We start from the raw sequence: 22,931 nt of genomic DNA, 5'->3' as shown, positions 1-22,931 counted from the left end.
AGGCTGCCGGTCGTACCCCCATTTTCGGACAAATCCATCTTGAACGCTCGGACGCATAAGCTCTCTTGCTGCTTTGGATGTAATTTAATTCCAGTCCGGATAAGCTGACAGGACGTAGGATTACACCGTCAGACTCCTTTTCATTCTGTATTAGTAGTATTACTATATACTACTAAACAACGTGAAAAATATCTGCGTAAAGTTGAAAAATATCCTTTCTGAAAGCCACTTATCAGAAAAAATGATAATAAAAACACTATTCGTGAAACTTAGAAGCTGTTATACTGATGCAAAGGGATCCTATTCCTTCCATCCAATTGTACGAGGGGGCGTTACTAGCATGGGAGTTCTCCCGAAAACGAATGAGCTCGGTTTCTTTGAGATTCGGCTAGAATCCATCGGCGGGCTTGGGGCTAACCTGGCAGGCAAGATGCTTGCTGAAGCGGGCGTTGTCGGAAGCGGTTTCAACGGTGTCAGCTTTTCTTCCTACGGTTCCGAGAAAAAAGGCTCTCCGGTTAAAGCGCATATTCGATTCTGCGACTTGCAAACGAATATCCGCGATACGACACCGGTGGAACGACCGCACGTGGTCGGCGTATTTCATGAAAATTTATCCAAGACGATTAACGTCGTCAGCGGCATTTACGAGGACAGCGTCGTGCTCGTGAACTCCGGCAAATCTCCTGAAGATTTGAAAGAGAAGATGAACCTCATCGGCGGAACCGTGGCCGTCGTCGATGCTACAGGGATCGCGCTTGAGGAGAAAAACCGCGTCAACATGGCGATGCTTGGCGGATTGTTCCGTCTGTGCGAATTTCTGGATTTCGAACATATGAAGAGCATTATCCGCAAGAGTCTGGAGAAAAAATACCCGGGCGCCGTGGAGCCGGCTTTGCGCACGTTCCAACGCGGTTACGACGAAGTCAGGTTCCAGACGTTCACGCTGCCCGAGGGCGAGTCGATGCCGGAGCCGAAGCGTTGGGACATTCCGGTATACGGGTACTTGACCCAGCCGATCGGCGGGATGGTTTCCAACCCGGGGAACAGCATTTTGAAAGACTTGAGCATTTCCCGGAACGGGATGATGCCGCATTTTGACGATGAGAAATGCATTCATTGCGCCGCGTGCGACACCGCCTGTCCCGACTTTTGTTTCGTGTGGGATGAGCAGCCGGACAAGAAGGGCAGACCGCAGATGTTCCTGCAGGGCATTGACTATCAATACTGCAAGGGCTGTCTCAAGTGCGTCGTCGCCTGTCCGACGGAAGCGCTGTCATCCAACCGCGAAATGGAAGGCTACGCCGAAGCGAACCGCGTGCCGCATCGCTTTGATTTGGTGAAATAATACAAATTCGGGAGAGGTGAACGAAACAAATGGCTATTGAGATCAATAAAGAAGTGAGTACGGGCACGGTCGAACAGCGGATGGTGTACGAGTCCGGGAACGAGATGGCTGCGTATGCCGCGCACCAGATCAATTATCATGTCATGGGTTATTTTCCGATTTCGCCGTCGACGGAAGTCGCGCAATTCCTCGATCTGATGAAGGCCAACGGCCAACACGACATTAAACTGATCCCGGCCGACGGGGAGCATGGTTCCGCAGGCATTTGTTACGGCGCATCGACCGCGGGGGGCCGCGTATTCAACGCGACGAGCGCCAACGGTTACTTGTACATGCTGGAGCAAATGCCGGTGCAATCCGGTACGCGCTTCCCGATGGTCATGAACCTGGTGTGCCGCTCCGTCTCCGGACCGCTTAACATTCACGGGGATCACTCCGACTTGTACTATGCGCTGAATACGGGCTGGCCGATTCTGATGAGCCGTGATCCGCAAGCCGTATACGATATGAATATCATGGCCATCAAGCTGGCCGAAGACCCTGAAGTGCGCTTGCCGGTCATCGTCGCTTCCGACGGTTATTTCACGTCCCACCAGAAGCGCCGGGTGCAAACCTTCGCTCACAAAGCTGACGTGCATGCGTTCATCGGCGAGCAGCCGCAAAACTTCCCTCACGTGCTGGACCGCAACAACCCGATCACCGTCGGTCCTTACATGAACGAACCGGACTACATCAACAACTGTTACCAGCAGTCCGAAGCGATGTATCGCGCGGGCGAAGTATTTGACCGCATCAGGCAGGAGTACAAAGTGTTGACGGGCCGCGACTACCCGATCCTCGACCTGTACCGGATGGAAGACGCGGAAGTGGCCGTATTCCTGATGAACTCGTCGTCCGAGATCATCAAAGACGTTGTCGACCAGCTTCGCGAGAAGGGCATTAAGGCCGGTTCGATCGCACCGAACATGATTCGTCCGTTCCCGGCCAAGCAAATCGCCGAAGCGTTGAAGAATGTGAAGGCGGTCACGATCGGCGACCGGGCGGATTCGTACGGCGCGCACGGAGGCAACATGTCGCTCGAGATCAGAGCGGCGCTGTACACGGCCGGTTACACTGATACGCTCGTAATCAGCCGCGTTTACGGCCTCGGCGGTAAAGATTTCTATGCCGAAGACGGACACGCGTTGTTCCAACTGGCACTTGAGGCGGTTGAGGCAGGCAAAGTGGCCGTGCCGTTCGATTACTATGGCCATACGGCCGGCGATCCGGCCAAGAAGCCGCAGCGCGTGATCGAGCCGATGAAGTACGAAGATTTGAACACCGGCCTGATCACGGTCAATAAAGACGAAGAGACCGGCCAGCTGAAAGTGAAAGTGCCGCCGATCCGTCAATTGACCAAGAAGCCGAAACGTCTCGCTCCAGGTCACGGGGCCTGTCCGGGCTGCGGAATTTTCTCCGGTCTCGAGCTGTTCTTCAAAGGCATCGAGGGCGATATCGTAGCGCTGTTCCATACCGGCTGCGCGATGGTCGTGACGACCGGTTATCCGTACTCTTCACACAAAGCGACATACATTCATAACTTGTTCCAAAGCGGTGCGGCTACCCTCTCCGGCGTGGTAGAAATGTTCTGGGAACGCAAACGAAGAGGCGAACTCGATCAATATAACCTGCCGGCCGACTTCACCTTCGTCATGATTACCGGCGACGGCGGGATGGATATCGGTATGGGTCCTGCGATCGGCGCGGCGCTCCGCAATCATAAAATGATTATTTTGGAATACGACAACGAAGGATATATGAATACGGGCGCGCAGCTGTCCTACTCGACGCCGCTCGGCCACCGGACGTCCACGTCCAACGTCGGCAAGCATCAAGGCGGGAAGCTGTTCCACCATAAGGATACGCCGCAAATCATGGCGGCCACGAACATCCCTTACGTGTTCACCGGTTCCGAGTCGCTGCCGCAGGATTTGCTGAAGAAAGCGGCAAAAGCTCAATATTACGCCCAGAACGAAGGCCTCGTGTACGGTAAAATCTTAATCACGTGCCCGCTTAACTGGTTGTCCGAGGAGCAAATCGGCCAGACGCTGATCGATGAAGCCGTCAACTCCTGCTTCTTCCCGATGTATGAGATCGAGAACGGCGTGACCACGATCACGTACAATCCGGAAGATAAAAACAAGCGGATTCCGGTCGGCGATTGGTTGAAGAACATGGGCAAGACGAAACACTTGACGAAGCCCGAATATGCCGAAGCGCTGCAATCGTTCGAGAACGAAGTCGAGCGCCGCTGGAGCCGCCTGAAGGCCAGACACGAAAATCCGTATTTGTAAGATCAATCCGGGCGCAAACTCGATATGGGCTTGCGCCCTTTTTTTCCGGCGCGAAGACGCAGGTAAGGGAGGGATTCATCAGATGCCCATTGTGCTTAGACAATCGAACACGGGCGAAATCGCCGCCTGTCTGCAGAAGAACAACTATGATTTGGACTATTACGGCGTCAAGCAATGGGAAACGGAAGAAGAGGCCGAAGCGCAGAAGGAATCGTTTCTGCATGCAATCGGCCGTGATGACGCACCGTATTGGCTCGTACTGTCCATCGACGAGAACCGCGTGAAGCTTTGTAACGTTAAATTGAAAAACGATCCGTCACGAATACTGCTGTTAAGCTTGGAAGGCGTGATGACGACCCGGCAGCGTTAAACACGCAGGCGGGTCAGGACGGGAACGGGGAGGGTAACCTATTGAACCAAACGAACCCTTTTAACATATTCGAACAAGCCTCTACCGATCAGGAGCTGCAGCAGTTCCGGCAAACGGTCGTTGAAGGCGGATTTACAGCGTTCCGGCTGTTTCTGGAAGGATTCCGCGACATGCTGAAACGGTTTGAGGATGGTGAAATCGAGCGCGTAAACCGGCTGCTTGCCGCAGCCAGGCAGTTGTTTCCCGAGCCGGGACGGTTCAGCCCTTCTTGGGTGGACATCTGGAACGAGTTCGAGCAGATTGCACAGTTTAAGCAAACCGTGCTGGAATCGATAGTAGGCGACGATCGGGCCGGGGAATGGCAGATTCTCATTGACAATCCGTATACGAATACAGATTTGGCTTGCTACCCGTCCTTAACGTTTCTGGAGGGCGCCTACTTGTCGCGTATTTCCGCTCCGACTTGAAGCAGAACGAATTTATTCGGCTGCAAAAAATTCAAAACGTGATCATGGCGTTCGGCAGCGAACGTTCCGAACCGTCGAAAAAGAAAGCGTAAACCGAACCACCCGAACTACCCGAACCGTCCGGACCATCAACCGGGCGGTTTATCCATGCTTGACGGTTACTCGAATAAAGGAACTTCATCAAGGGGAACCTAGGTGAAAACGCATACGAGCGGAGAAATGTACCCGGATGAAGCGTTCCATTCTTGTGATCGAAGACGAACAACAAATTGCCCGCGTGCTTGAGCTGGAACTGCGGCACGAAGGCTACGAGGTGAAGGTGGCCGGTGACGGCTTATCCGGTTTGGAGCTGGCGCTGGGCCAGACGTGGAGCTTGATTGTGCTGGACGTGATGCTTCCCGGCAGCAGCGGACTCGAAGTGCTGCGCCGCCTGCGTCAGGATGGACGGCTTGTACCCGTCATCCTGCTGACGGCGCGCGATTCGACGCCTGACATCGTAGGCGGCTTTGAGCAGGGAGCTAACGATTATGTGACCAAGCCGTTCGTCATCGAGGAGTTGCTGGCACGGATTCGCAATCTGATCCGAATGACGGAGCCGGCAACAGATGACCAGCAGACGCTGACGGTCGGCGATTTAGTATTGGAGCCGGCCTCCCGGAAGGTCATGCGCGGGGGCCGGCCGATTGAACTGACCCCCACCGAATTCGAGCTGCTGCACTATATGATGAAGCACGCCGGGCAAGTATTGAGCCGCGAGCAAATCATAACCGATGTGTGGGGGTATGAGCATACGGGAGATACGAATATCGTAGATGTGTACGTGCGGTATCTGCGGCTGAAAATCGATAAAGGGCACCGCCCGAAACTGATCCGGACGGCGCGGGGCATCGGTTACGCGTTATCGGTTCCCGACGTATGAGCTTGCGCACCAGGCTCATCCTGCTGTCGTCGCTCTGGATTTTACTGATCGTCGTCGTGTTTAACGTATCGTTATATTTTTATATCTCGGCTTCAACGACGCTTAACGAAACGAAGCTGCTCTGGAAGAAAGCGCAGATCATCCTGCGCAATCCGGAAATCCACGATAGCTCCAATTGGACGAAGCCGGAGCTGCTCGAAGATTTCAAAGAACCCGATATGATGGTTCGAATCATTGCGCCCAACCGGGATGTCGTGGCCGGCATATCGACCCATGTGCAGTTGTCCGGGTATCCGGTCGTGTTTCGTTCGAATTATTATACCGACATGGTCAACGATTTCGGATTTCGGATGCTGTTCCTGCAGGTGCCGATTTATGACGATGACCGTCAAATCGGCCAGTTGGAGCTGGGCAAGGCGCTGAACGTCGTCAGCGAATGGATGAAGCAGCTCGGAACCGGGTTAGTAATCGCGACCGGCGGCGTGCTCGCCTTTGCGCTGATCAGCGGGCTCGTCTACACCCAAATTATTATCCGTCCGATCCGGGAATTGCTCGAATCGATGAAGGCGGTTCGGCGCAACCGCACCTTCGTGACGCTCAGCCCCAAGATCACCTCGCAGAAGGACGAGCTCGGCAAGCTCGGTCAAACCTTCAACGAAATGATTGAAGCGCTTCGCGAGCACGACGAGAAGCAGAAGCAATTCGTCGCCGACGCTTCCCACGAGCTGCGTACGCCGCTAACCGTCATTGAGAGCTATACCTCGCTGCTGCGCCGCTGGGGAGCGAATGATCCGGCTCTTCGCGAAGAAGCGCTGCAGGCGATACAAGCCGAGACCTCCCGTCTGAAAGGGCTCATTCAGGCTTTGCTGCGGCTGGCCGAGCTGGAGCGTATGGAAGCAGAAATCTCTTTCCAGCCGGTCGAGGCGGTTGCCTTAATGCGTGAGACCGCCGGAAGGTTGAGCGTGGCTTTCGAACGGGATTTGGTCGTGGATGCGGCGGATGAGCGGATTGTTTGCTGGGGAGAACCGGAACCGCTGAAGCAGCTGTTCGTCATCGTACTCGACAATGCAGTCAAGTACAGCCGGCGCCCGGTACGAATCAGGTTGAGCCGGGAGCGCAGCGAGGCTGTCATTGTCGTGAAGGACGAGGGGATCGGCATACCCGAAGCCGACATTCCGCATTTGTTCGAGCGGTTTTACCGGGTGGACAAAATGCGTCACCGCTCCAGCGGAGGGACGGGACTGGGACTTTCGATCGCGAAGCAAATTGTCGAGCGGCATAACGGCAGCATTCGCATCCGAAGCAGGGAAACGCGAGGGACGGAAGTCGAAATCAGGCTGCCGCTCGCGGAAGAATCGTCATGACGCTGGAAGATCTTGCAGCAAGCATAGCCGTATCCGGTATCGATCCGGGTACGGCTCCTATTTTTTTATTGTCGCTTCCTCCCGGGTGTGTCATAATGAAACCTGCATCTTACTTTCCTCGTACTGTAGGAAATAAAGCATCCAAGAAGAGAGTGAAGTGAAGCGCATGGCAATTCGATTATTAACCGATGGCGGCGTCGATTTTCCCGCGGAGTGGGGGGGGAACCGACCCGATTCGCACCGTTCCTCTTTATGTGACGTTCGACGGTAAAGAGTTCGATCACTCCTTGGGTTTAAACGTGTTTTACCAGGAAATTAAAATGAATACAAATTTACCCAAAACCGCTAGTCCATCGCCGCAGGATTTTATACGCGCTTTCGAACAATATCCGGATGACGATATCATCCTCATTACCATATCATCCAATATCAGCAGCACGTATCAGCATGCTTCTTTGGCGAAATCGATCCTGGAAGAATCCGGCGGCGGAGCCGCCAAGCGGAAAATCGCCGTACTTGATTCCAAGACGGCTTCCATGGGCACAGGCTTGATGTTATACCGGCTTATTCTTGACGTACAGGCAGGCCGTACCTTCAATGAGATCGTAGATAGAGCGCAGCAGCGTGTGCCGGAAACGAAAACGTTCTTTTATCTCGACACGCTGGAGAACGTCATCAAGGGAGGGAGGCTGGACCGGGCTAAAGGGGCCATCGCTTCCGTCCTCAACATCAAGCTCGTGATGCATGCCAGTCCGGAAGGCACCATCGAGGTGACCGATAAAGTGCGCGGGCGCAAAAACGCGCTCAACCGTCTTATTGAAAAGTTCGAAGATATCGGTCACGGTCTGGAGGAGCGCGTTCTCGGAATCGCACACAGCAACTGTCTGGAGGAAGCGATCGCACTGAAGGACCGGATTCTCAAGCGGTATCCGTTCCGGCAAGCGTATGTGACGGAGATGGGCCCGGTGATCGGCACGTATGCCGGCGAAGGCGGACTGCTCGTTTGCTATCATTAATTCATGGATCGATCCGTGTTCGCGTTTGATACGGAAAGGGGCGGCTGGATGGACGGCTGCTCTTTTTCATGGGTACGGATGAACAACCATACGCCGAGCAGCAGCAGCAGTCCCGCCGCCGCCTGACGCGGGCCGATCGCTTCGCCGAGCAGGAAATATGCCAGCAGCGTAGCGCCGACCGGTTCTCCCAGCACGCTCAAGGATACCGTCTCCGGCCGCATGTACGTTAACAGCCAATTGAACACATAATGGCCGAATACCGTCGGTACGAGCGCGAGCAGCAGGAACAGCCCCCATTCCCGCGCCGGATAACCGGTTAAGGGAATGCCAAGCGCGAGGTTGTAACCGGCTATACAAACGGCGGCAAACACGAAGACGAAGAAGCTGTATACGAAAGGCGGCATGTGGGCAAGGAGCCGCTTGCCGAGCAGCATGTGAGCCGCCACCGCGGCGGTTCCGAGCAGTGATAACGCATCGCCAAGCAGCGCCGAGCCTGTAAGCCCCCAATCGCCCCAGCCGATCATCAAGGCGCCGAGCATGGCAAGGCCCATGCTCAGGATAGCGGGCCAGCTCGTCTTTTGGCGATATAACAACCAGGCGCCAAGCAGCACGAACACCGGCTCCAGCGAGGTGATAGCGGTGGAGCTGGCCACCGACGTCAGCCGGAGCGAGCCCATCCACAGCAGGAAATGAAGGCCCAGCGCAAGTCCTGAAGCAAACAGCTCCAACCATTCGCGCAGGCGCATCCGACGCACGGACGCCCGGTATGGGAACAGCAGCGGGAGCATCAGGAGCGCCGTTATCGTTAACCGGTACATCGCCGAGACCGAGACAGGTGAATTTGACCAACGGATAAATATAGACGAGAATGAAATCGCCACAATGCCGATGATAAGCAGCAGCGAGATCGGAAATGGAAAAGATTTGGACGGCTTCATATGCATTCGCTCCTCGTATGCATCTTGTTGTTGGATAGTGAGCAAGAGTCCATTATATCACTATATTTGTCAAAGATCACGCCCCTTTGTGCGGCTGCGGATGGACTTTTCCGTTCATTTATGTTAAGAAAGAGTTAAGGCCGGACAAGAAGGACGGACGCATCATTTGAAGGAGGAATCGAGCATGTCCCGGCGATTTGTAATCGAAGCGGTGTTGGTCGCGATTTATGGAGAATTGCTGGCACCGAGTCAGCCCGTCGAGTATTTGATCCCGTACAACACGATCATGGAGCTCTACGAGATGAAAGACAGCCCCGAGCCGGTCATGCCGGAAGCCGACGACGACGCTCACGTGAAGCAGAAAATCGGTGAATTGATCGCCTTTTTTGACGATTCGTTCAATAAGAAGAAGCTGGAGCGTGCGCTGCTGGCGCCTTGGCGTTTAAGCCCGCCGCTGCCGATCAATGACAATGTGACGTTTACCGTCGTCAATGCCATGGAGAACGCCCAATACGGCGAAGCCGTCGATCCGATTGAAACCGAAATTATTCTGACTTCGCTGCGTGAGCAAGCGCCCATCGTGACCGATCAGGTTGAACTCATGGATAAAATCATACAAGCGGAAATTCCGGTTCAAGTATACGATGTTTACGATTTTGATTTCGCCGTTGAGCAGGGGATTACCGCTGATGATTGGATGCAGCCCTAGGCTGGGACCGTAACTGAACCGAATAAGGCAACAACGGATGAATCCCCGGTCTCGGGGATATTTTTTTGAAGGAGGTACACGGTAATTGGACGTCTATATCATTACCGGTTCGTCACGCGGCCTCGGCGAAGCGCTTGCCGAGCGGCTGCTGCTTGAAAATAACCGCGTCGTCGGGGTATCCCGGACGAGCAATGAACGCCTGGCCGAGCTCGCCGGTTCGGTTCCGGGGCGTTTCGATTTCGTGCCGTTCGACCTCGGACGAGCGGATGGCCATTACGAGTGCATGGAGGGTATTATCGATTCGGTCCGGATGGAAACGAACGCCGGAGGCCGATTAACGCTGATCCACAATGCCGGCGTGCTAGGACCGATCGCGCAGCTTAGCCTTGCAGACGAAGCCGAACTGGCCCGCAATGTGCAGGTCAATTTAACGGCGCCGCTGCTGATGACTTCGGCTTTCCTGCGGTTGACGGAGGAGCTGCGGGAGCGAACGGTAAGAACGATCGTGAACATCTCGTCAGGCGCAGCCAAAAAGCCGTATATCGGTTGGAGCGCCTATTGCGCGGCTAAAGCCGGCATTGACATGCTGACCCGATGCGTTGCGGCGGAGCAAGGGGAGGGAGCCCATGCGGCCCGAATCGTATCGATTGCACCCGGGGTCGTCGATACGGCGATGCAAGAGCAAATTCGCGGAACGGATGAAGCCCGATTCCCGTCGAAGCCGCGCTTTGTCGAGCTGAAGCGTACCGGCAAGCTGTTCTCCCCGCAAGAGGCGGCGGATAAGCTGATTCGCGTTGTCCGCAACGGTGGTTGGAAGCAAGGCGATATTTTGGATTTGAGAGACCTTTAGTGAAGGAGAACGGAACGGATGTTCGATCCTACGATTTTCGATAATTTGAAAGTAGTGTTGGAAGGGCGCCTGTACGATGTGGATGCGGAAAACCGTATCCGCATCAGCGGACGCGAGGATATCGTCGATCTCGCCGCCATGTCGCGCAAATTCTGTATGCGCTTTGCACGTAACGGCGGCACGTGTCAGGCTGCGGTGACGCTGGCGAGCGGCCTGACCGACTTCGCGGCGGAACGGCGCATTGCCCGGCTTGCCGACAGGCGGCCGGGAGCGGACCTGCTGCTGACGCTCGATCTGCCCCGGGAACGCCGGGCGCACTGTGCGGAGCTGCACGATTATTTAACCCGGCTGTGGGGCGAGGAAGCGGACATTCGCCACGAATTAACCGTGCTGCTGCAGCCGGAGGCGAACGAAGGCCCTTCGGAAGCGCCGGAAACGTATCGGATTCAATTGAAATTCCGTCAGCGCATCGACGAAAGCCACATCGAAGAGCTGGAGCAATGGCTCGATATCGCGGTCATGTCCCTTGTGTACGCGGATGAGGGCAGAAATTTCGTGCAGGGTTAGGGCGGATCGTCTTGGGCACTGCCTGCTATCGGTTGACAAAAAGACGCGTCCGACGCCGCGAATCCGCCAAACGGATCGCGACGCCGGACGCGTCTGCGCATTTACTTGTTACGCGTGACGAATTCGCGAATCATCGCTTCCGTCACATAAACGCGGGTGGGGGATATCCCCTGCTGCGCGTGGCTGTTGATGCGTGCGGTAATCGCATTGATCGCCTCGACGCTGAACGGTTTCCCGGCCGCACAGTCGGCTGCCGCTTGATCGATGGCCCGCTCGCGTGCTTCTTCCAGCTGTAGAAATCGCTCCAGATGGGCGTGCTGCTTAGACGTATGGGCCGTAATGGCTTCATGTACGCTCATGAAGACTGCAACTCCTTCGTTATCATGCATTTCAATAAAATCCATGATACACTATCCCTTATGACGATGACAACAGGCGGAAAAGCGAAACCTTATGAGTATCAACGGACATTGCCCGCGCGAACGGAGCAGGAGCAGGGCCGCTCCGGATCGCGGATAGAGTGAAACGATACACGGAGAGAGGCCTGTAAAGATGAGTAAATCAGAAGAGCGATTCGACATATTCGACGAACGGATGAACCTGGTTGGAACGGCATCCAGGGGCGAAGTGCATGCGCAAGGCTTCTGGCATCAGACGTTTCAATGCTGGCTGTGGTACGAGACGGAAGGGGAGGGGTGGCTGCTCTTTCAAGAGCGGCATCCCGGTAAAGATACGTATCCCGGACTGCTCGATATATCGTGCGCCGGTCATTTGCTGGCGGGGGAACGCGTAGAGGACGGCCTGCGGGAGCTGGAAGAAGAACTGGGCGTCGAAGCATCGTTCGAGCAGCTGCATAAGTGCGGTATGTATACCGATGAAGCCCTCCTTGCGCCGGACTGCATCGACCGCGAGTTTTGCCACGTATTTGTGTTGAAGAGCGGCCGTCCGCTTACGGCCTATAAGCTTCAACCGGACGAAGTGACCGGCTTGTACGCCGTTCGCTTCGCGGATGTCCAGGCTCTAGCGGCAGGCAAGCTGAATCACTTGCGGATCCACGGTGTCCGGCCGGATGATGCAGGGGAGCTGACGGCCGCGCACCGAGTCGTATCCACGGCGGATTTCGTACCGCGTCCGGAAGCGTATTACCGGATGGTGCTCGATGCCGTTCGGGTAATAAACGATGAGAAATGATCATCATTTCCCGGGTAAGCGCAAGAAATGATTTGTTTTTCGATTTTTCAGACATTTTCGACAAATTACCTTCTGTTCATGAAATTCGAGAAACGGGCAATGTCGCAGGCTTTCATCAGGGTTTCATGAAGGCGCCCGTCCGGCTTGCCCGTCTTCGAACACGTGTTTGCTATTCGCCGGATTTGCTCGTTATGGCAAGAACGGCCTGCACGACACCGCCGACCGGCACATACGTAAGCTCTTGCTTGCGGTTCAGCTCATCGGGCATCGCCATCCAAGGCTCGACGCAGATGAAAGGCTTGTCTTGAATCGACCATAATACGACGTATCGGAACGCCTCGCTGTAGGTCATTTCGACAACTTGCCGGCCTTCGAACGTGAAACCGATCCGCGGTTCCTTCGCATCCAGGAACACGACCGATTCAGGCAGCTGATCCAAATCGACCTCACCTTCGTACGGCTTCTCCCGATGATCGTTGAAATCATAGTAGCGATCCGCATCGATGTCATAGCGGACGGCCTTGCGATCCGCCAGGAAATACGGGTGAAAGCCGGGGTACATCGGCATCGGTTCTGCGGAATGATTGCTGTACTGCTGCTCGATCGTTAAGGTCCCGTTCAGCAGACGGTAGGTGAAGCTCAGCTCGAAATCGAATGGAAACGACGCCAGCGTGTCTTCGTTAGCCCGGAGCGACAGCGTAATATAGACGCCGTTGTCGTCGCCGGTCTTCTCGACGCGCCAAGGGTGGTTCCGTGCGACGCCGTGATTTTTCATCGAATATGGAGTTCCCTTCCATTCGTAACGGTTATCGGTTATGTAGCCGCTAACCGGGAACAGTACCGGAATGCCGCCTCGAATGTTGGCGGATGGATCAAGCAGCGTAGCCCGATCCAGGTAAAGCCGCTCGACTCCGGCCGTTCCGTAGCTCGTCACGATGCCTCCCCGTTCCGGGACGATGCGAAACCAGGCGTCGCCATCCGCTTCCTTTAACTCATAAACTGTATACGTATCTTCGTAGGTTCGAATTGAATAACCGCTCATTTGTTCGCCTCCTCGTTCATTACACTTCGTTATGGTATCATAAACCGGACAAACTGTGCCATTCATTCCCTGCTCATCGCCGCCGCTTCAAGAAGGCTTCACGATGACGGCGTGCATAATATTTTACCCCAAGAAGATACTGGTAATGTATCGATGAATAAAGATGGGGGGATGGACATGTGCGAACGGTTCTCGCTCATGAGCGGGGTTACGGAGTTATTCGATCGGTTCGAGTTGAACGACATCCGCATGTCGCTCCGTCCGCGTTCGGACTATGCTCCGACCCGTACGGTGCCGGTTATCGTGAACGAGCAGGGACAGCGCAAGCTGGAAGGGTACCGCTGGGGGCTGATCCCCTTTTGGGCGAAGGACGCCGTATTAACCAGCGGCGCAGATATTCAGGAAAAACGCGAGTATCGCAAGCTGTTTGCCAAACACCGCTGTGTGTTTCCTTGCGACGGGTTTTATGTATCTGCGGCGGAAGGCAAGCGCCGCCGTTATGTCCGTGTTTCGTTGACGGACCGGAAGACTTTCGGGGTTGCGGGATTTTATGAAATTTGGAAAGACAAGCAGAACGGCGAGTTTCGGACTTGCACCATGATGACGACTGCCGCCAACCGGCTGCTCTACGATTATACGGAGCGGATGCCGGCGATTTTACAGGAACGAGATCTGAAGGAGTGGCTCGACTCGAAGCGCAACGGCGAGCCTGATTTTTTGCAAAGCCTGTTATCGCCGTTTCCGCCGGAGCGCATGCGCGTGGAGCCGGTAGGTGCGGACGAATGGTCCGGCTCAAGCCCTGACGAAGACAGCGAGGGGGAGATGCCGATGAAGGTAAAAGCGCTGCTTCAGGCATCGCTTAAACGGTAGGCTTGTTCATGTGCCGCGGCGAAAAGGACGGTCGCTTGGGAACGTCCTTTTCGGCCGTTTTCCCGTGCAGGACAGATCATCCGGGCATGAAGCGGCCATGAGACGGGAATGGAATTTGTCAGGTATAGAAGCGGTTTCCCACGAATACACCTTAAAGCAGATGTGAAGGCCATCTTATATTTAATATTACTAATAATTAATGATATTAATAATTATCGAACGGTGTCCCATCCGCATCCCGCAAACGATTTTCCAGATTACGCCTCCAAATTTACGATGATGTACGAATCGTATAAGAACCGTCTTGCGCCCGTCTTCCGTTCTGTTTAAAAACCTGCGAATCGGGTTAATGCTGTTAGTAACGAGTATCGCTTAGAAGTAAATGCTTGGAGGGGGTCACGATGGAGAAAACGCTCCGTGCCCGTTATGTACTCAAAAAACCGGTTATTCCAGCCAAAAACGGTATTTTATTCGAGGGGACGGATTTGTCGCTGCGGCGGGATATCGTTATTTTCGTATCCGAGCAGCCGAACCGCGACGAACAACAAGCGTACATGCGTTTGATTCAAGAGGTAGCTCATTTAAATGATACCCGCTTCTTGCATGTGCTCGACGTCGGCTTCGAAGATTTATCGATTTACGCCGTTCTGAAATCGTTCGACGGGGAACCGCTGTTGGCCAGGCTACAACGCCGAGCATTCACCTTGGCCGACGTCGTTGCCATGTCGTTCGAGCTGAGTAAAGGCATGCTAGACGCCTTGGAAAAAGGCATCGCCGGCTTCTCCGTCATGGCGGACAACGTCTGGATCGGAAACGACGGTCACCTTAAAATTATTAACTGCTGGGAAAAAGTGAAGAGCGACGAGCAGGGCGCTCGAGGACTTGCCAGCTTGATCTATCAGCTGTTTATGGGGACGGAATCTATTCCTTCGTCGCTGGAACAGAGGGAGCAGCGTTTGCGTACGGCTCTCGTTGCCACGACGGATGAGCGTAAGGACGCATTGCTCGTTCTTCTCGGACGTGCATGGAGGGGCCAGCATACCTTATCGTCGTTCATCATGCAGTTAGGCCAGCTGTCCGGACAGGCGGCGCCGGATGGGGCAGCCGGGATGCCGGACAAGGAAGAAGAGGTGCGCTTCGCGATCAAACGGGAGCATGCAGCGGTACCGGCCAAGGATGAGCTCGTTCGTTCAACCGTAAAGGATGAGATCGTCGAAGAAGAGGAAGAAGTGGAAGAAGCTAAGAGCGGCGGTTTTTGGAAAAAATCGCTGATCGGCATGGCCTTGTTTACGGTGGCGGCCGTGACCGCGGTCGGCGTGTTTCTATTGTTTATGGAGCTCGGGATCGGCCGGAAGTCTCCGGACTCGCAGCAAACCGCCGCGAAATCGGGCCAGAGCTCCGCTTTGCCGGAGACGCCGTCCGCAGCGAACCCGGTACCCGCGACACCGGCTGAGCCTCAGTCATCGTCGGAGGCGCAACCCGGAGAAGGTCAAGCCGTCACAGCGCCGCAGCTGGTCGGTCTAAGCAAAGAAGAAGCGGAGAAACAGGCGCTGGCCGCCGGTCTTCGGTACCAGTTTTATTTGGAGAAAAACCCGCATTCGGCAAATACGGTGTTTCGTCAAAGTCCTGCGCCGGGCACTCCGCTCCAGAAAGGCGACAATGTATCGTTCTGGGTAAGCAAAGGGCCTTAAGCAGACGAAGAAGGACGGGAATTCCGGGCGTCAAGACGCACCGGATATCCCGTCCTTCTTCTCTTTGTCGATCGCTTCAGACATTGTTTTATCGGTTAGATGGGCGTAAATTTGTGTCGTTTCGGGCGAGGCGTGACCGAGCTGCTCCTGCGTTTTGTACAGATCGTTGCGCAAGTAATAGTCCGTCGCGAACGAATGGCGCAGTTTATGAACCGATAAGTAAGGTTTGCCGAATCTTTTGGCATATTTGATCACCATTTCCTGAATCGCCCGTTTGGTCATACGCTCGCCTTCCTGTTTGCCGTTAGCCAAAGCAAGGAAGAGCGCCTTCTCGCGTTTCGGCGCTTTGTAGACCGAGCTGCGAAGCTCCAAATAACAGGCCAGATCATCTACCGCGTCCTGCCGGAAATAGACGGGCGTTTTGAACGTCTCGTCGTTCTTGCCTTTGCGGAACGCATAAATAAGCTTCTTCTTCAAATCGACGTCCTCGACGTTCAGGTTAACGACCTCCGACACGCGCAGTCCGGAGTTGAGGATGAGGCTCACGAGACAGGCATCGCGTGTTTTATTGATCTCGTAAGCATAGGTCGCCTGCTTGTTCGATGCCACGTCTTGGCCGTAGCCCGTCTTCACATAGTCGATAAACTCGGCGATCTCCGCCTCCTGCAGCAGCTTGCCTTCGAGCTTGGCCGCCGAGTCTTTCGGTTTATGCGTCCGTTTAATTTCCACCTTCGCCATGACATTGCGCTTGAGCAGCGGGTAGAAATTCTCGTCCTCGGCGATTTGACTCAAATAATGAAACAACGAGCGCAGCGAGGACAGCTTGCGGGAAATGGTCGTTTTCGAATTGGCGTTCGTTTTGCGCATGGCGAGGAACATCTTGTAATGATCGATGCTCTCCATATGCAGCCGCTCGAGATCGAGGAGCGGCACATCTTTCATTTGTCCGGCCGTACTCAACCCTTCGGCGAGCAGCCAGCCGAAGAATGTCTCGTAATCCCTCACATATTCGAGCAGGGAAGAGGGAGACAAGTCGGGCAGTTTATAATTAATGAATTTCTCCACGTACCAGGGCATCAGCGGGATTTTTTTCTCCAGCTCCAAACGGTCTTTGACTTTGATTACGTTCATCGGGCCACGCTCCTTAACTGCCTGTATTCAGCAATTAGTTAACATAATTATAATTATGTATTGTTTTGTTGGTTGACAGCTACTTGAACCGATCGCTGTACCCGTTATTTTATCACAATTGCAGGAAATCGGTTAGATATGGGGGTTGAATTCACAGGCAGGTTCGTGTACATTAAGGCTAGTCTTACACAAGTGCATATTGTGGGAACAGGTGCTTCAACTTCAGGTTGAAGCTTAATAGGGAAGTTCGGTGCAAATCCGATGCGGTCCCGCCACTGTAACAGCGTAGTTCGCAGCCACGAAGCCACTGATTCGCAACCGGATCGGGAAGGCGGCTTGCGGGCGTCGATGCTGGTAGCCAGGAGACCTGCCTGTTCTGACGACACTGATATACCTACGGAAGATAGGGAGGTGTTAGGAAGCTGCTGCGATCGGTTTTCGTACGGAGGGTGAATGGCCCCTTTCGTTCCGAAAGTTTATCAGGATAAGAAGCATTTCTAACCGTCTACGGTTGGGAATGCTTTTTTTGTTGCACAAATTCATGGGAGGAGATTAAATGAAATCGTCCAAAGTCTTGTCAATGATCGCGGTTATCATCGGATTTATCGTTTATTTTGTCGTGAACGAGCCGCAATCTGCTAATGCGATGCACATCATGGAGGGATTCTTGCCGCCGGGATGGGCGATCTTCTGGTGGGCGGTGTTTATCCCGTTCTTCGTGCTCGGCGTCCGCGCCATTGCCCGGATCACGAAGACGTCGCCGGAATTGAAGCTGCTGCTCGGTCTGGCGGCTGCGTTCACGTTCGTACTGTCCGCCTTGAAGCTTCCTTCGGTTACAGGCAGCAGCTCTCATCCGACCGGAACCGGTCTCGGCACCGTGATGTTCGGGCCGCTGCCGATGAGCGTGCTCGGTTCGATCGTTCTGCTGTTCCAGGCTTTGCTGCTCGCACACGGGGGATTGACGACGCTGGGAGCCAATGCGTTTGCGATGGCGGTTGCCGGCCCGATCGTCGGGTTCTTCGCCTACAAATTCATGGTGAAGACGACGGGTAAAGAAGTGTGGGCCGTCTTCACGGCAGCCGCTCTAGCCGATTTGTCGACGTATTTGGTAACTTCCGTGCAGCTGGCTCTGGCGTTCCCTGCTGCAGAAGGGGGCGTTGCCGCCTCGTTCATGAAATTTTCGGGTATTTTCGCCATCACGCAAGTACCGCTTGCGATTAGCGAAGGACTGTTGACTGTGCTTGTCTGGAACTGGCTGCGGTTGCACCATGCCGAAGCTTTGTCGGTTGTGCGGCATACAACGAAAGGAGTCGATCATTCATGACCAAAAGGATGAAAAACGGCCTGCTTATCGCCGGCGTCGTGCTGCTGAGCACGCTTCCGCTGCTTCTTGTCGACGGAGAATTCGGGGGAGCCGACGGGGCGGCCGAGGATATGATCCGCCAGCTGTCGCCGGCCTACGAGCCTTGGTTTGCTCCGCTGCTGGAGCCGCCTGCGGAAACCGAGAGCATGCTGTTCGCTTTGCAGGCCGCCGTCGGCGCTGCCGTGATCGGGTATACGGTCGGGCTTTATAAAGGAAAAGCCGCGAAATCTAAAGACCGATGATCCATACGATCGATAGCTTGTCGTATACCAATAAGCTGCGGCACGTTTCCCCGATGTGGAAATGCGGATTTGCGGCCGTGCTGCTGACGCTTGCGTATGCGGCGCAGCCTGCGGTTCAGGCTGCGATCTTCTGTTGGATGCTGGTCTGGACGGTCGGTTACGCGGGTATCCCGTTAAAGACGTACAGCTGGTTGTTCGGCGCATCGTGCTTCTTTTATGTGACCAGCTTGCCGGCGTGGGTGATCGAGGCGGCTTCGTCCGCCGCAAGCGTCCGGCCGGATGCGCTGCTGGCTGTTCCGGTATTTCGCGGGTGGTTGTATATTTCACCGGCGGCCTTGGTTCAGGCGGTGGAAGTGTTCGTGCGGATAGCCGCCTGTGAAGCGTGTTTGCTGTTCATCGTCTTCACGATTCCGTTCCCGGAATTGATGCAGGTGATGAAGCGGCTTCGCATGCCTCAAGCCGTGCTTGAGCTGATGGTGATTACCTACCGGTTCTTGTTCCACCTTTCGGATGCCGCACAAGGAATGATCGCCGCGCAGCGGGCACGGGGCGGACACGCAGGCTTCTGGCGCACGCTGCGGGACGTCGCGGCCTTGCTCGTACAGCTTTTTGCCAAGACGATGCAACGTTATCGGGGGTTGTCACAGGGTCTTATGTCGCGGGGATTTACCGGAGAGCTTCACTTTATGCCTTACGAACCTAAGCCGATTCCAGGACGTTACGGAGCCGAAGGCATTCTCGGTGCTGCGACGCTCGCGCTGCTCAGTATTTGGCTTCGAGTGGGGGGAGTGTGAGAGGATGAAGCCGATATTGGAAGCTTCAGATGTCACGTTCACGTACCCGGGCGCTCAAACGCCCTCTCTGCGTCAGCTGAATATACGTATACCTGAAGGAAAACGCACGGCAATTTGCGGACCTAACGGCTCGGGCAAATCTACGTTCTTCCTGCATGCCGTCGGTATTCACCGGCCGAAGTCCGGAACGATGCTTTGGAAGGATGCGCCTTACGTTTATAAGAACGAAGACCTGCAGCGGCTTCGCCGGCAAGTCGGTCTTGTGTTTCAAGACCCGGAGCAGCAGTTGATCTTACATACGACTTACGAGGACGTATCGTACGGGCTGCGCAACGCCCGTCTGGAGGAGCAGGAAATACGCCGGCGCACCGAACGCATGCTGGATGTGATGGGGCTTACGCCATGGGCGGAGACTCCGCTTCATCAATTGAGTCTGGGTCTAAAAAAACGCGTCGCCTTAGCCGGCGTGCTCGTGCTTGAGCCTGAGCTGCTGCTGCTGGACGAGCCGACAGCCTATCTGGATCGTCGTTCGGAGCATCGGCTGGTGGAGGAGTTAAACCGGATTCATGGACAAGGGATCACCGTGGCGATGGCCACCCATGATTTGAACATGGCCTATGCGTGGGCCGATTGGATCCTCGTCATGTACGAAGGAGCGTGCGTCATGGAAGGTACGCCGGAGCACGTGTTCACGGAAGCCGACGTGCTGGCCGCTTACGGATTGGAGCTGCCGGCGCTCGTTGAGCTGTGGAAGGCGCTGCCCGCTGACAGAAGACTCGGTGCCAAGCCTCCGAGGGACATCGCCGCATGGAAGGCGATGCAGGAGACGTGGCGCTGAGCCTGGTCTTGCGCTAGAGGGTCGTCGAACCGTTAGGGGCGGCGGCCCTTTGTCGTTATGAGATGAGGAGATTAACGTTTGCTCTTCTTGCGCTGTGCGATTTCTTCCGTGACGATATAAGCGAGCTCGTCGTTGCCAAACAACGAGAGTACGCCGAGCAGCGTCTCATCCCCAATCTCCTCCGATTCTTCCTTGGGCACCGTTAATTCGACCGCTTGTCGGAGCGCTTCATTGCCTTCTTGCTGCGGATACGCGCGCAAGTAAATATCGAAAGGGTCCAGATTGTGATTGACGCACCACTGCGCGAATACGAGGATCATCATTTGTTCGTCGCGCTGATAATTGCGGATGATTTGCTCTTCCAATTCTTTGCGGCTCATTGAAAAATCTCCTTCTGGCGGGTAATATGGATCATTATAACGAAAGTTCGGGTGAGTTCACAATGATCATGAATGAAAAGATAAAAGCGTCCGAAGTTCAATTGACCGGTATCAACGGCGAGGAGCTGGGGATCGTCCCCACCTCGGAAGCGCTCGCTTTAGCCCGCAAGCTGAAGGTCGATTTAGTATGCACTTCGCTGATGAGCAGCCCGCCGCCCTGCAAGCTAATCGGCAAGGGAGCGGCCAAACAGGAAGAGCAACAAGCCCGCAAACGCGAACGGGAGCCGAAATTCAAGGAAATCCGTCTAACTGCGCACATCGAAGAGCATGACTTCGACACGAAGAAGCAGCAGGCGGAACGCATCCTGAAATCCGGCGATGCCGTGCTGGCGGTCGTTCGTCTTCAAGGAAAGGAAGGTCCGAAAGCGAAGGAGCTGCTGCAGTCGCTGCTGCAGGAATTGAAGCCGTACGGACGCACCAAAACCGGGATTCAGCTGAGCGGCAAGCAAGCTGCGGTACAAATCGACCCGATACTGTAGGGGCGATTCTTTTTGAAATATAGTATACATAATATATATTACGTAATCTAATTTGCGAGTTATCGGTTTGTTTCCATTAAGTTAAGTTCGGAACACGGAAATGAATAGGATCATGGATACATAGAATGATACCAAGCACGCAATAAGATCTTAGTGTTTGGTGGAGGTTCTGGTCTTGGACAAAATGATACCTAAAACGATACAGGCGTATGAGTACGTGAAGAGCGGCTTGAAAACGGGGAAGTGGTTGTTTGGCGATGAATTATTGGTCATGGATATTTCGAAAGAAATGAATTTTTCACGAAGACCGGTCATTGATGCCTTGAAGAAACTGGAGATGGAGCGTTTTGTAGAAATCATCCCGCAAACGGGCTGCCGCGTCGTCAATTGTACCAAAGAGCAGATGGTTAACCATTTTCAAATCGGAATGTGTCTGGAAGGACTTGCAGCCGGACTGGCCGCACGAAGAAGAGAAGATACAGAGGTTCAAGAGCTGATCGCGATTAACGAATCATTGAAGAGCATCATAACGACAACGCCGTTTTCGTATGAACATTATTTTGCTGAAAATAGGAAATTGCATGAAGCGATTTTGAGAATGGCCCGCTCGGAGGAACTGCTGCAGTTCACGAAGAGCATGTGGGATTTGAACGATTTTTATTTGGTCAATTCCTTCCAATTCAAAACCCATCTTGCTCAAAGTATCTCGGAGCACGATGTCATTATTGCCAAAATCAAAAACAAAGACGAGAAGGGAGCGCGATTTGCGATGGAAGAACATATTATCGAGTTTGCCGGATTGTTTAATGACCGATGAAGGAAGTGCGAGGCCGCCCGCAGAGGCATCAGCCTTGTCCCGGAAGGATACAAGTATTCTCAATTCTTACAGCAGGTGACAATCTTGTGCTGGGGATGTATGATAAATATCGTAAGGAACCGGATATCGAAACGAAAGAAGTGTCGTGTAATGCTCATGTTCCGCCGCTATACGATGGTCATGTTTGTTTTGTTGATTGTCATTTGGGGATCCGGCATTCCCATCATTAAAATCGGGTTGGAGTATTGCCCGCCCATCTTATTTTCCGGATTGCGCATGTTTCTCGGCGGTCTCCTGATGGCTGTGGTTGCGGCCCTCTGGGGCGGAGCCATCTCGTTCTCCCGGACTTGGCACATTATTGGGATATCGGCTATGTTTAATGTCGTTTTATTTACAGGCCTAATGACGTTCTCCATCGACTATCTGCCTTCCGGTCTAGCCGCGGTGCTTATTTATATGCAGCCTATTCTGGTCGGAATTATTGCAAGGATATGGCTGGGCGAAGCGCTGTCGCCGAAGAAAATTACAGGCTTGCTGCTAGGCTTTATAGGTGTTGTCATGATCAGCGTCTTTAAAGAAGTAAGCGAAGCTTCCTCTCTAACCGGAATTGTTCTCGGTATCACAGCCGCATTCGTGTGGGCGGTGGGCACGGTTTATGTCAAATCGGTGCAAGAGAAGGTTTCCATCCTTTGGCTTGTAGCGGGCCAATTTATTGTTGGCGGACTGGTTCTGCTGTTGGTAGGCCTGTGGGCGGAGTCCTGGTTCGCCATCGCGTGGACGCTTCCTTTCTGGTTCAGCCTTCTATTTACCGCCATCATCGGGGTTGCGTTCGCGTGGGTGTTATGGTTTGTCCTCATTCACGAGGGCCAGGCCAGCAGCGTTTCCTCCTATACCTTTGCGGTTCCTTTGATTTCCATTTTGCTAGGCACGATTCTGCTGAATGAAAAGGTTACATTATCTTTATTTATCGGTTCCGTTTTGATCGGTTTGGGTATTTATCTAGTCAATCGTCAAGCCGCTGCGAGCAGTGAGATCAGCGGCAACATGCGTGAGCTGTAAAAGGGTCCGTTAGAAAGCCTGCTCGAATAAAAATGAACCGTGGGAGCGTTAATTCCACGGTTCATTTTCATATTCCGGACGAGCTATCAAGGCCAG

Annotated in this window: 25 protein-coding genes and 1 riboswitch; of the genes, 20 read left to right on the top strand and 5 right to left on the bottom strand. The window is 54.1% G+C overall.

What is annotated here, in order from left to right:
* The first annotated feature begins 340 nt into the window (after positions 1–340).
* From ACZ439_RS26905 to ACZ439_RS26875, 7 genes are all read left to right on the top strand, one after another.
* Positions 341–1,345 carry a 2-oxoacid:acceptor oxidoreductase family protein gene (locus ACZ439_RS26905; RefSeq protein ID WP_127605865.1) on the top strand — a complete coding sequence of 335 codons (1,005 nt, stop codon included), beginning with the start codon at positions 341–343 and terminating at the stop codon, positions 1,343–1,345.
* Between the two features lie 29 nt (positions 1,346–1,374).
* Positions 1,375–3,678, top strand: a complete 2,304-nt coding sequence (locus ACZ439_RS26900; RefSeq protein ID WP_127605867.1) for a thiamine pyrophosphate-dependent enzyme — start codon at positions 1,375–1,377, stop codon at positions 3,676–3,678.
* 82 nt (positions 3,679–3,760) lie between these two features.
* Positions 3,761–4,048: a hypothetical protein gene (locus ACZ439_RS26895; RefSeq protein WP_141334771.1), complete on the top strand. Its 288-nt coding sequence runs from the start codon at positions 3,761–3,763 to the stop codon at positions 4,046–4,048.
* A 41-nt stretch (positions 4,049–4,089) separates the two neighbouring features.
* Positions 4,090–4,515 (top strand): hypothetical protein, encoded by a 426-nt coding sequence (locus tag ACZ439_RS26890; protein WP_464620448.1) that lies wholly within the window; start codon positions 4,090–4,092, stop codon positions 4,513–4,515.
* Positions 4,516–4,744: 229 nt separating this feature from the next.
* Positions 4,745–5,434 carry a response regulator transcription factor gene (locus ACZ439_RS26885; RefSeq protein WP_054795439.1) on the top strand — a complete coding sequence of 230 codons (690 nt, stop codon included), beginning with the start codon at positions 4,745–4,747 and terminating at the stop codon, positions 5,432–5,434.
* The gene (locus tag ACZ439_RS26880) at positions 5,431–6,798 is read left to right on the top strand and encodes a sensor histidine kinase (RefSeq protein WP_127605873.1); all 1,368 of its coding nucleotides are present in this window, start codon (positions 5,431–5,433) and stop codon (positions 6,796–6,798) included. The genes ACZ439_RS26885 and ACZ439_RS26880 overlap by 4 nt, the downstream gene beginning before the upstream one ends.
* 188 nt (positions 6,799–6,986) lie before the next feature.
* The gene (locus tag ACZ439_RS26875; RefSeq protein WP_464620447.1) at positions 6,987–7,814 is read left to right on the top strand and encodes a DegV family protein; all 828 of its coding nucleotides are present in this window, start codon (positions 6,987–6,989) and stop codon (positions 7,812–7,814) included.
* On the opposite strand, the gene ACZ439_RS26870 is transcribed toward ACZ439_RS26875, so the two are convergent.
* Positions 7,811–8,752 (bottom strand): DMT family transporter, encoded by a 942-nt coding sequence (locus tag ACZ439_RS26870; protein WP_141334764.1) that lies wholly within the window; start codon positions 8,750–8,752, stop codon positions 7,811–7,813. The genes ACZ439_RS26875 and ACZ439_RS26870 overlap by 4 nt on opposite strands.
* A 184-nt stretch (positions 8,753–8,936) precedes the next feature.
* On the opposite strand from ACZ439_RS26870, the gene ACZ439_RS26865 reads away from it, so the two are divergent.
* The 3 genes from ACZ439_RS26865 (at position 8,937) to ACZ439_RS26855 (ending at position 10,878) form a co-directional block, all read left to right on the top strand.
* Positions 8,937–9,461, top strand: coding sequence for an ADP-heptose synthase (locus ACZ439_RS26865; protein WP_127605877.1), 525 nt, complete (start codon positions 8,937–8,939; stop codon positions 9,459–9,461).
* Between the two features lie 85 nt (positions 9,462–9,546).
* Complete coding sequence (locus ACZ439_RS26860; RefSeq protein ID WP_464620446.1) at positions 9,547–10,311, top strand: SDR family NAD(P)-dependent oxidoreductase; 765 nt, start codon at positions 9,547–9,549, stop codon at positions 10,309–10,311.
* A gap of 18 nt (positions 10,312–10,329) precedes the next feature.
* Positions 10,330–10,878: a hypothetical protein gene (locus tag ACZ439_RS26855; protein ID WP_054795443.1), complete on the top strand. Its 549-nt coding sequence runs from the start codon at positions 10,330–10,332 to the stop codon at positions 10,876–10,878.
* A gap of 101 nt (positions 10,879–10,979) precedes the next feature.
* On the opposite strand, the gene ACZ439_RS26850 is transcribed toward ACZ439_RS26855, so the two are convergent.
* Positions 10,980–11,237 carry a YpbS family protein gene (locus ACZ439_RS26850; RefSeq protein ID WP_054795524.1) on the bottom strand — a complete coding sequence of 86 codons (258 nt, stop codon included), beginning with the start codon at positions 11,235–11,237 and terminating at the stop codon, positions 10,980–10,982.
* Between the two features lie 193 nt (positions 11,238–11,430).
* Between ACZ439_RS26850 and ACZ439_RS26845 the strand changes: the two genes are divergently transcribed.
* The gene (locus ACZ439_RS26845; RefSeq protein ID WP_054795444.1) at positions 11,431–12,069 is read left to right on the top strand and encodes an NUDIX hydrolase; all 639 of its coding nucleotides are present in this window, start codon (positions 11,431–11,433) and stop codon (positions 12,067–12,069) included.
* 169 nt (positions 12,070–12,238) lie between these two features.
* On the opposite strand, the gene ACZ439_RS26840 is transcribed toward ACZ439_RS26845, so the two are convergent.
* Positions 12,239–13,111 (bottom strand): aldose epimerase family protein, encoded by an 873-nt coding sequence (locus ACZ439_RS26840; RefSeq protein ID WP_054798940.1) that lies wholly within the window; start codon positions 13,109–13,111, stop codon positions 12,239–12,241.
* A gap of 177 nt (positions 13,112–13,288) precedes the next feature.
* Here ACZ439_RS26840 and ACZ439_RS26835 point away from each other — a divergent pair, with 177 nt between their 5' ends.
* Together ACZ439_RS26835 and ACZ439_RS26830 are read left to right on the top strand one after the other, a co-directional pair.
* Positions 13,289–13,981: an SOS response-associated peptidase gene (locus tag ACZ439_RS26835; protein ID WP_464620445.1), complete on the top strand. Its 693-nt coding sequence runs from the start codon at positions 13,289–13,291 to the stop codon at positions 13,979–13,981.
* A gap of 401 nt (positions 13,982–14,382) precedes the next feature.
* Positions 14,383–15,672, top strand: a complete 1,290-nt coding sequence (locus ACZ439_RS26830; RefSeq protein WP_464620444.1) for a PASTA domain-containing protein — start codon at positions 14,383–14,385, stop codon at positions 15,670–15,672.
* Positions 15,673–15,702: 30 nt separating this feature from the next.
* On the opposite strand, the gene xerS is transcribed toward ACZ439_RS26830, so the two are convergent.
* Positions 15,703–16,803: a tyrosine recombinase XerS gene (gene xerS / locus ACZ439_RS26825; protein ID WP_141334756.1), complete on the bottom strand. Its 1,101-nt coding sequence runs from the start codon at positions 16,801–16,803 to the stop codon at positions 15,703–15,705.
* 192 nt (positions 16,804–16,995) lie between these two features.
* Positions 16,996–17,192, top strand: a riboswitch (cobalamin riboswitch).
* 167 nt (positions 17,193–17,359) lie between these two features.
* On the opposite strand from xerS, the gene ACZ439_RS26820 reads away from it, so the two are divergent.
* From ACZ439_RS26820 to ACZ439_RS26805, 4 genes are read left to right on the top strand one after another with little or no spacing between them, the layout of a single operon-like run.
* Positions 17,360–18,127, top strand: coding sequence for an energy-coupling factor ABC transporter permease (locus ACZ439_RS26820; protein ID WP_054795449.1), 768 nt, complete (start codon positions 17,360–17,362; stop codon positions 18,125–18,127).
* Positions 18,124–18,408, top strand: a complete 285-nt coding sequence (locus ACZ439_RS26815; RefSeq protein ID WP_054795450.1) for an energy-coupling factor ABC transporter substrate-binding protein — start codon at positions 18,124–18,126, stop codon at positions 18,406–18,408. The genes ACZ439_RS26820 and ACZ439_RS26815 overlap by 4 nt, the downstream gene beginning before the upstream one ends.
* On the top strand, positions 18,405–19,202 hold the full coding sequence (gene cbiQ / locus ACZ439_RS26810; protein ID WP_054795451.1) for a cobalt ECF transporter T component CbiQ: 798 nt from the start codon (positions 18,405–18,407) through the stop codon (positions 19,200–19,202). Before ACZ439_RS26815 ends, cbiQ begins: the two co-directional genes overlap by 4 nt.
* A 4-nt stretch (positions 19,203–19,206) precedes the next feature.
* Positions 19,207–20,040: an energy-coupling factor ABC transporter ATP-binding protein gene (locus ACZ439_RS26805; RefSeq protein WP_201318653.1), complete on the top strand. Its 834-nt coding sequence runs from the start codon at positions 19,207–19,209 to the stop codon at positions 20,038–20,040.
* A 71-nt stretch (positions 20,041–20,111) separates the two neighbouring features.
* On the opposite strand, the gene ACZ439_RS26800 is transcribed toward ACZ439_RS26805, so the two are convergent.
* Positions 20,112–20,420, bottom strand: a complete 309-nt coding sequence (locus tag ACZ439_RS26800; RefSeq protein WP_054795452.1) for a hypothetical protein — start codon at positions 20,418–20,420, stop codon at positions 20,112–20,114.
* A gap of 62 nt (positions 20,421–20,482) precedes the next feature.
* Between ACZ439_RS26800 and infC the strand changes: the two genes are divergently transcribed.
* From infC to ACZ439_RS26785, 3 genes are all read left to right on the top strand, one after another.
* On the top strand, positions 20,483–20,959 hold the full coding sequence (gene infC / locus ACZ439_RS26795; protein ID WP_054795453.1) for a translation initiation factor IF-3: 477 nt from the start codon (positions 20,483–20,485) through the stop codon (positions 20,957–20,959).
* Between the two features lie 184 nt (positions 20,960–21,143).
* Positions 21,144–21,776, top strand: coding sequence for a GntR family transcriptional regulator (locus tag ACZ439_RS26790; RefSeq protein ID WP_230875960.1), 633 nt, complete (start codon positions 21,144–21,146; stop codon positions 21,774–21,776).
* 150 nt (positions 21,777–21,926) lie between these two features.
* Positions 21,927–22,835, top strand: coding sequence for a DMT family transporter (locus tag ACZ439_RS26785; RefSeq protein ID WP_054798946.1), 909 nt, complete (start codon positions 21,927–21,929; stop codon positions 22,833–22,835).
* The last annotated feature ends 96 nt before the right edge of the window (positions 22,836–22,931 follow it).

The organism is Paenibacillus sp. JCM 9796, assembly GCF_055379675.1.
The sequence above is the reverse complement of the archived record's forward strand: the minus strand, read 5'-3'. Positions and strand labels throughout refer to the sequence as shown.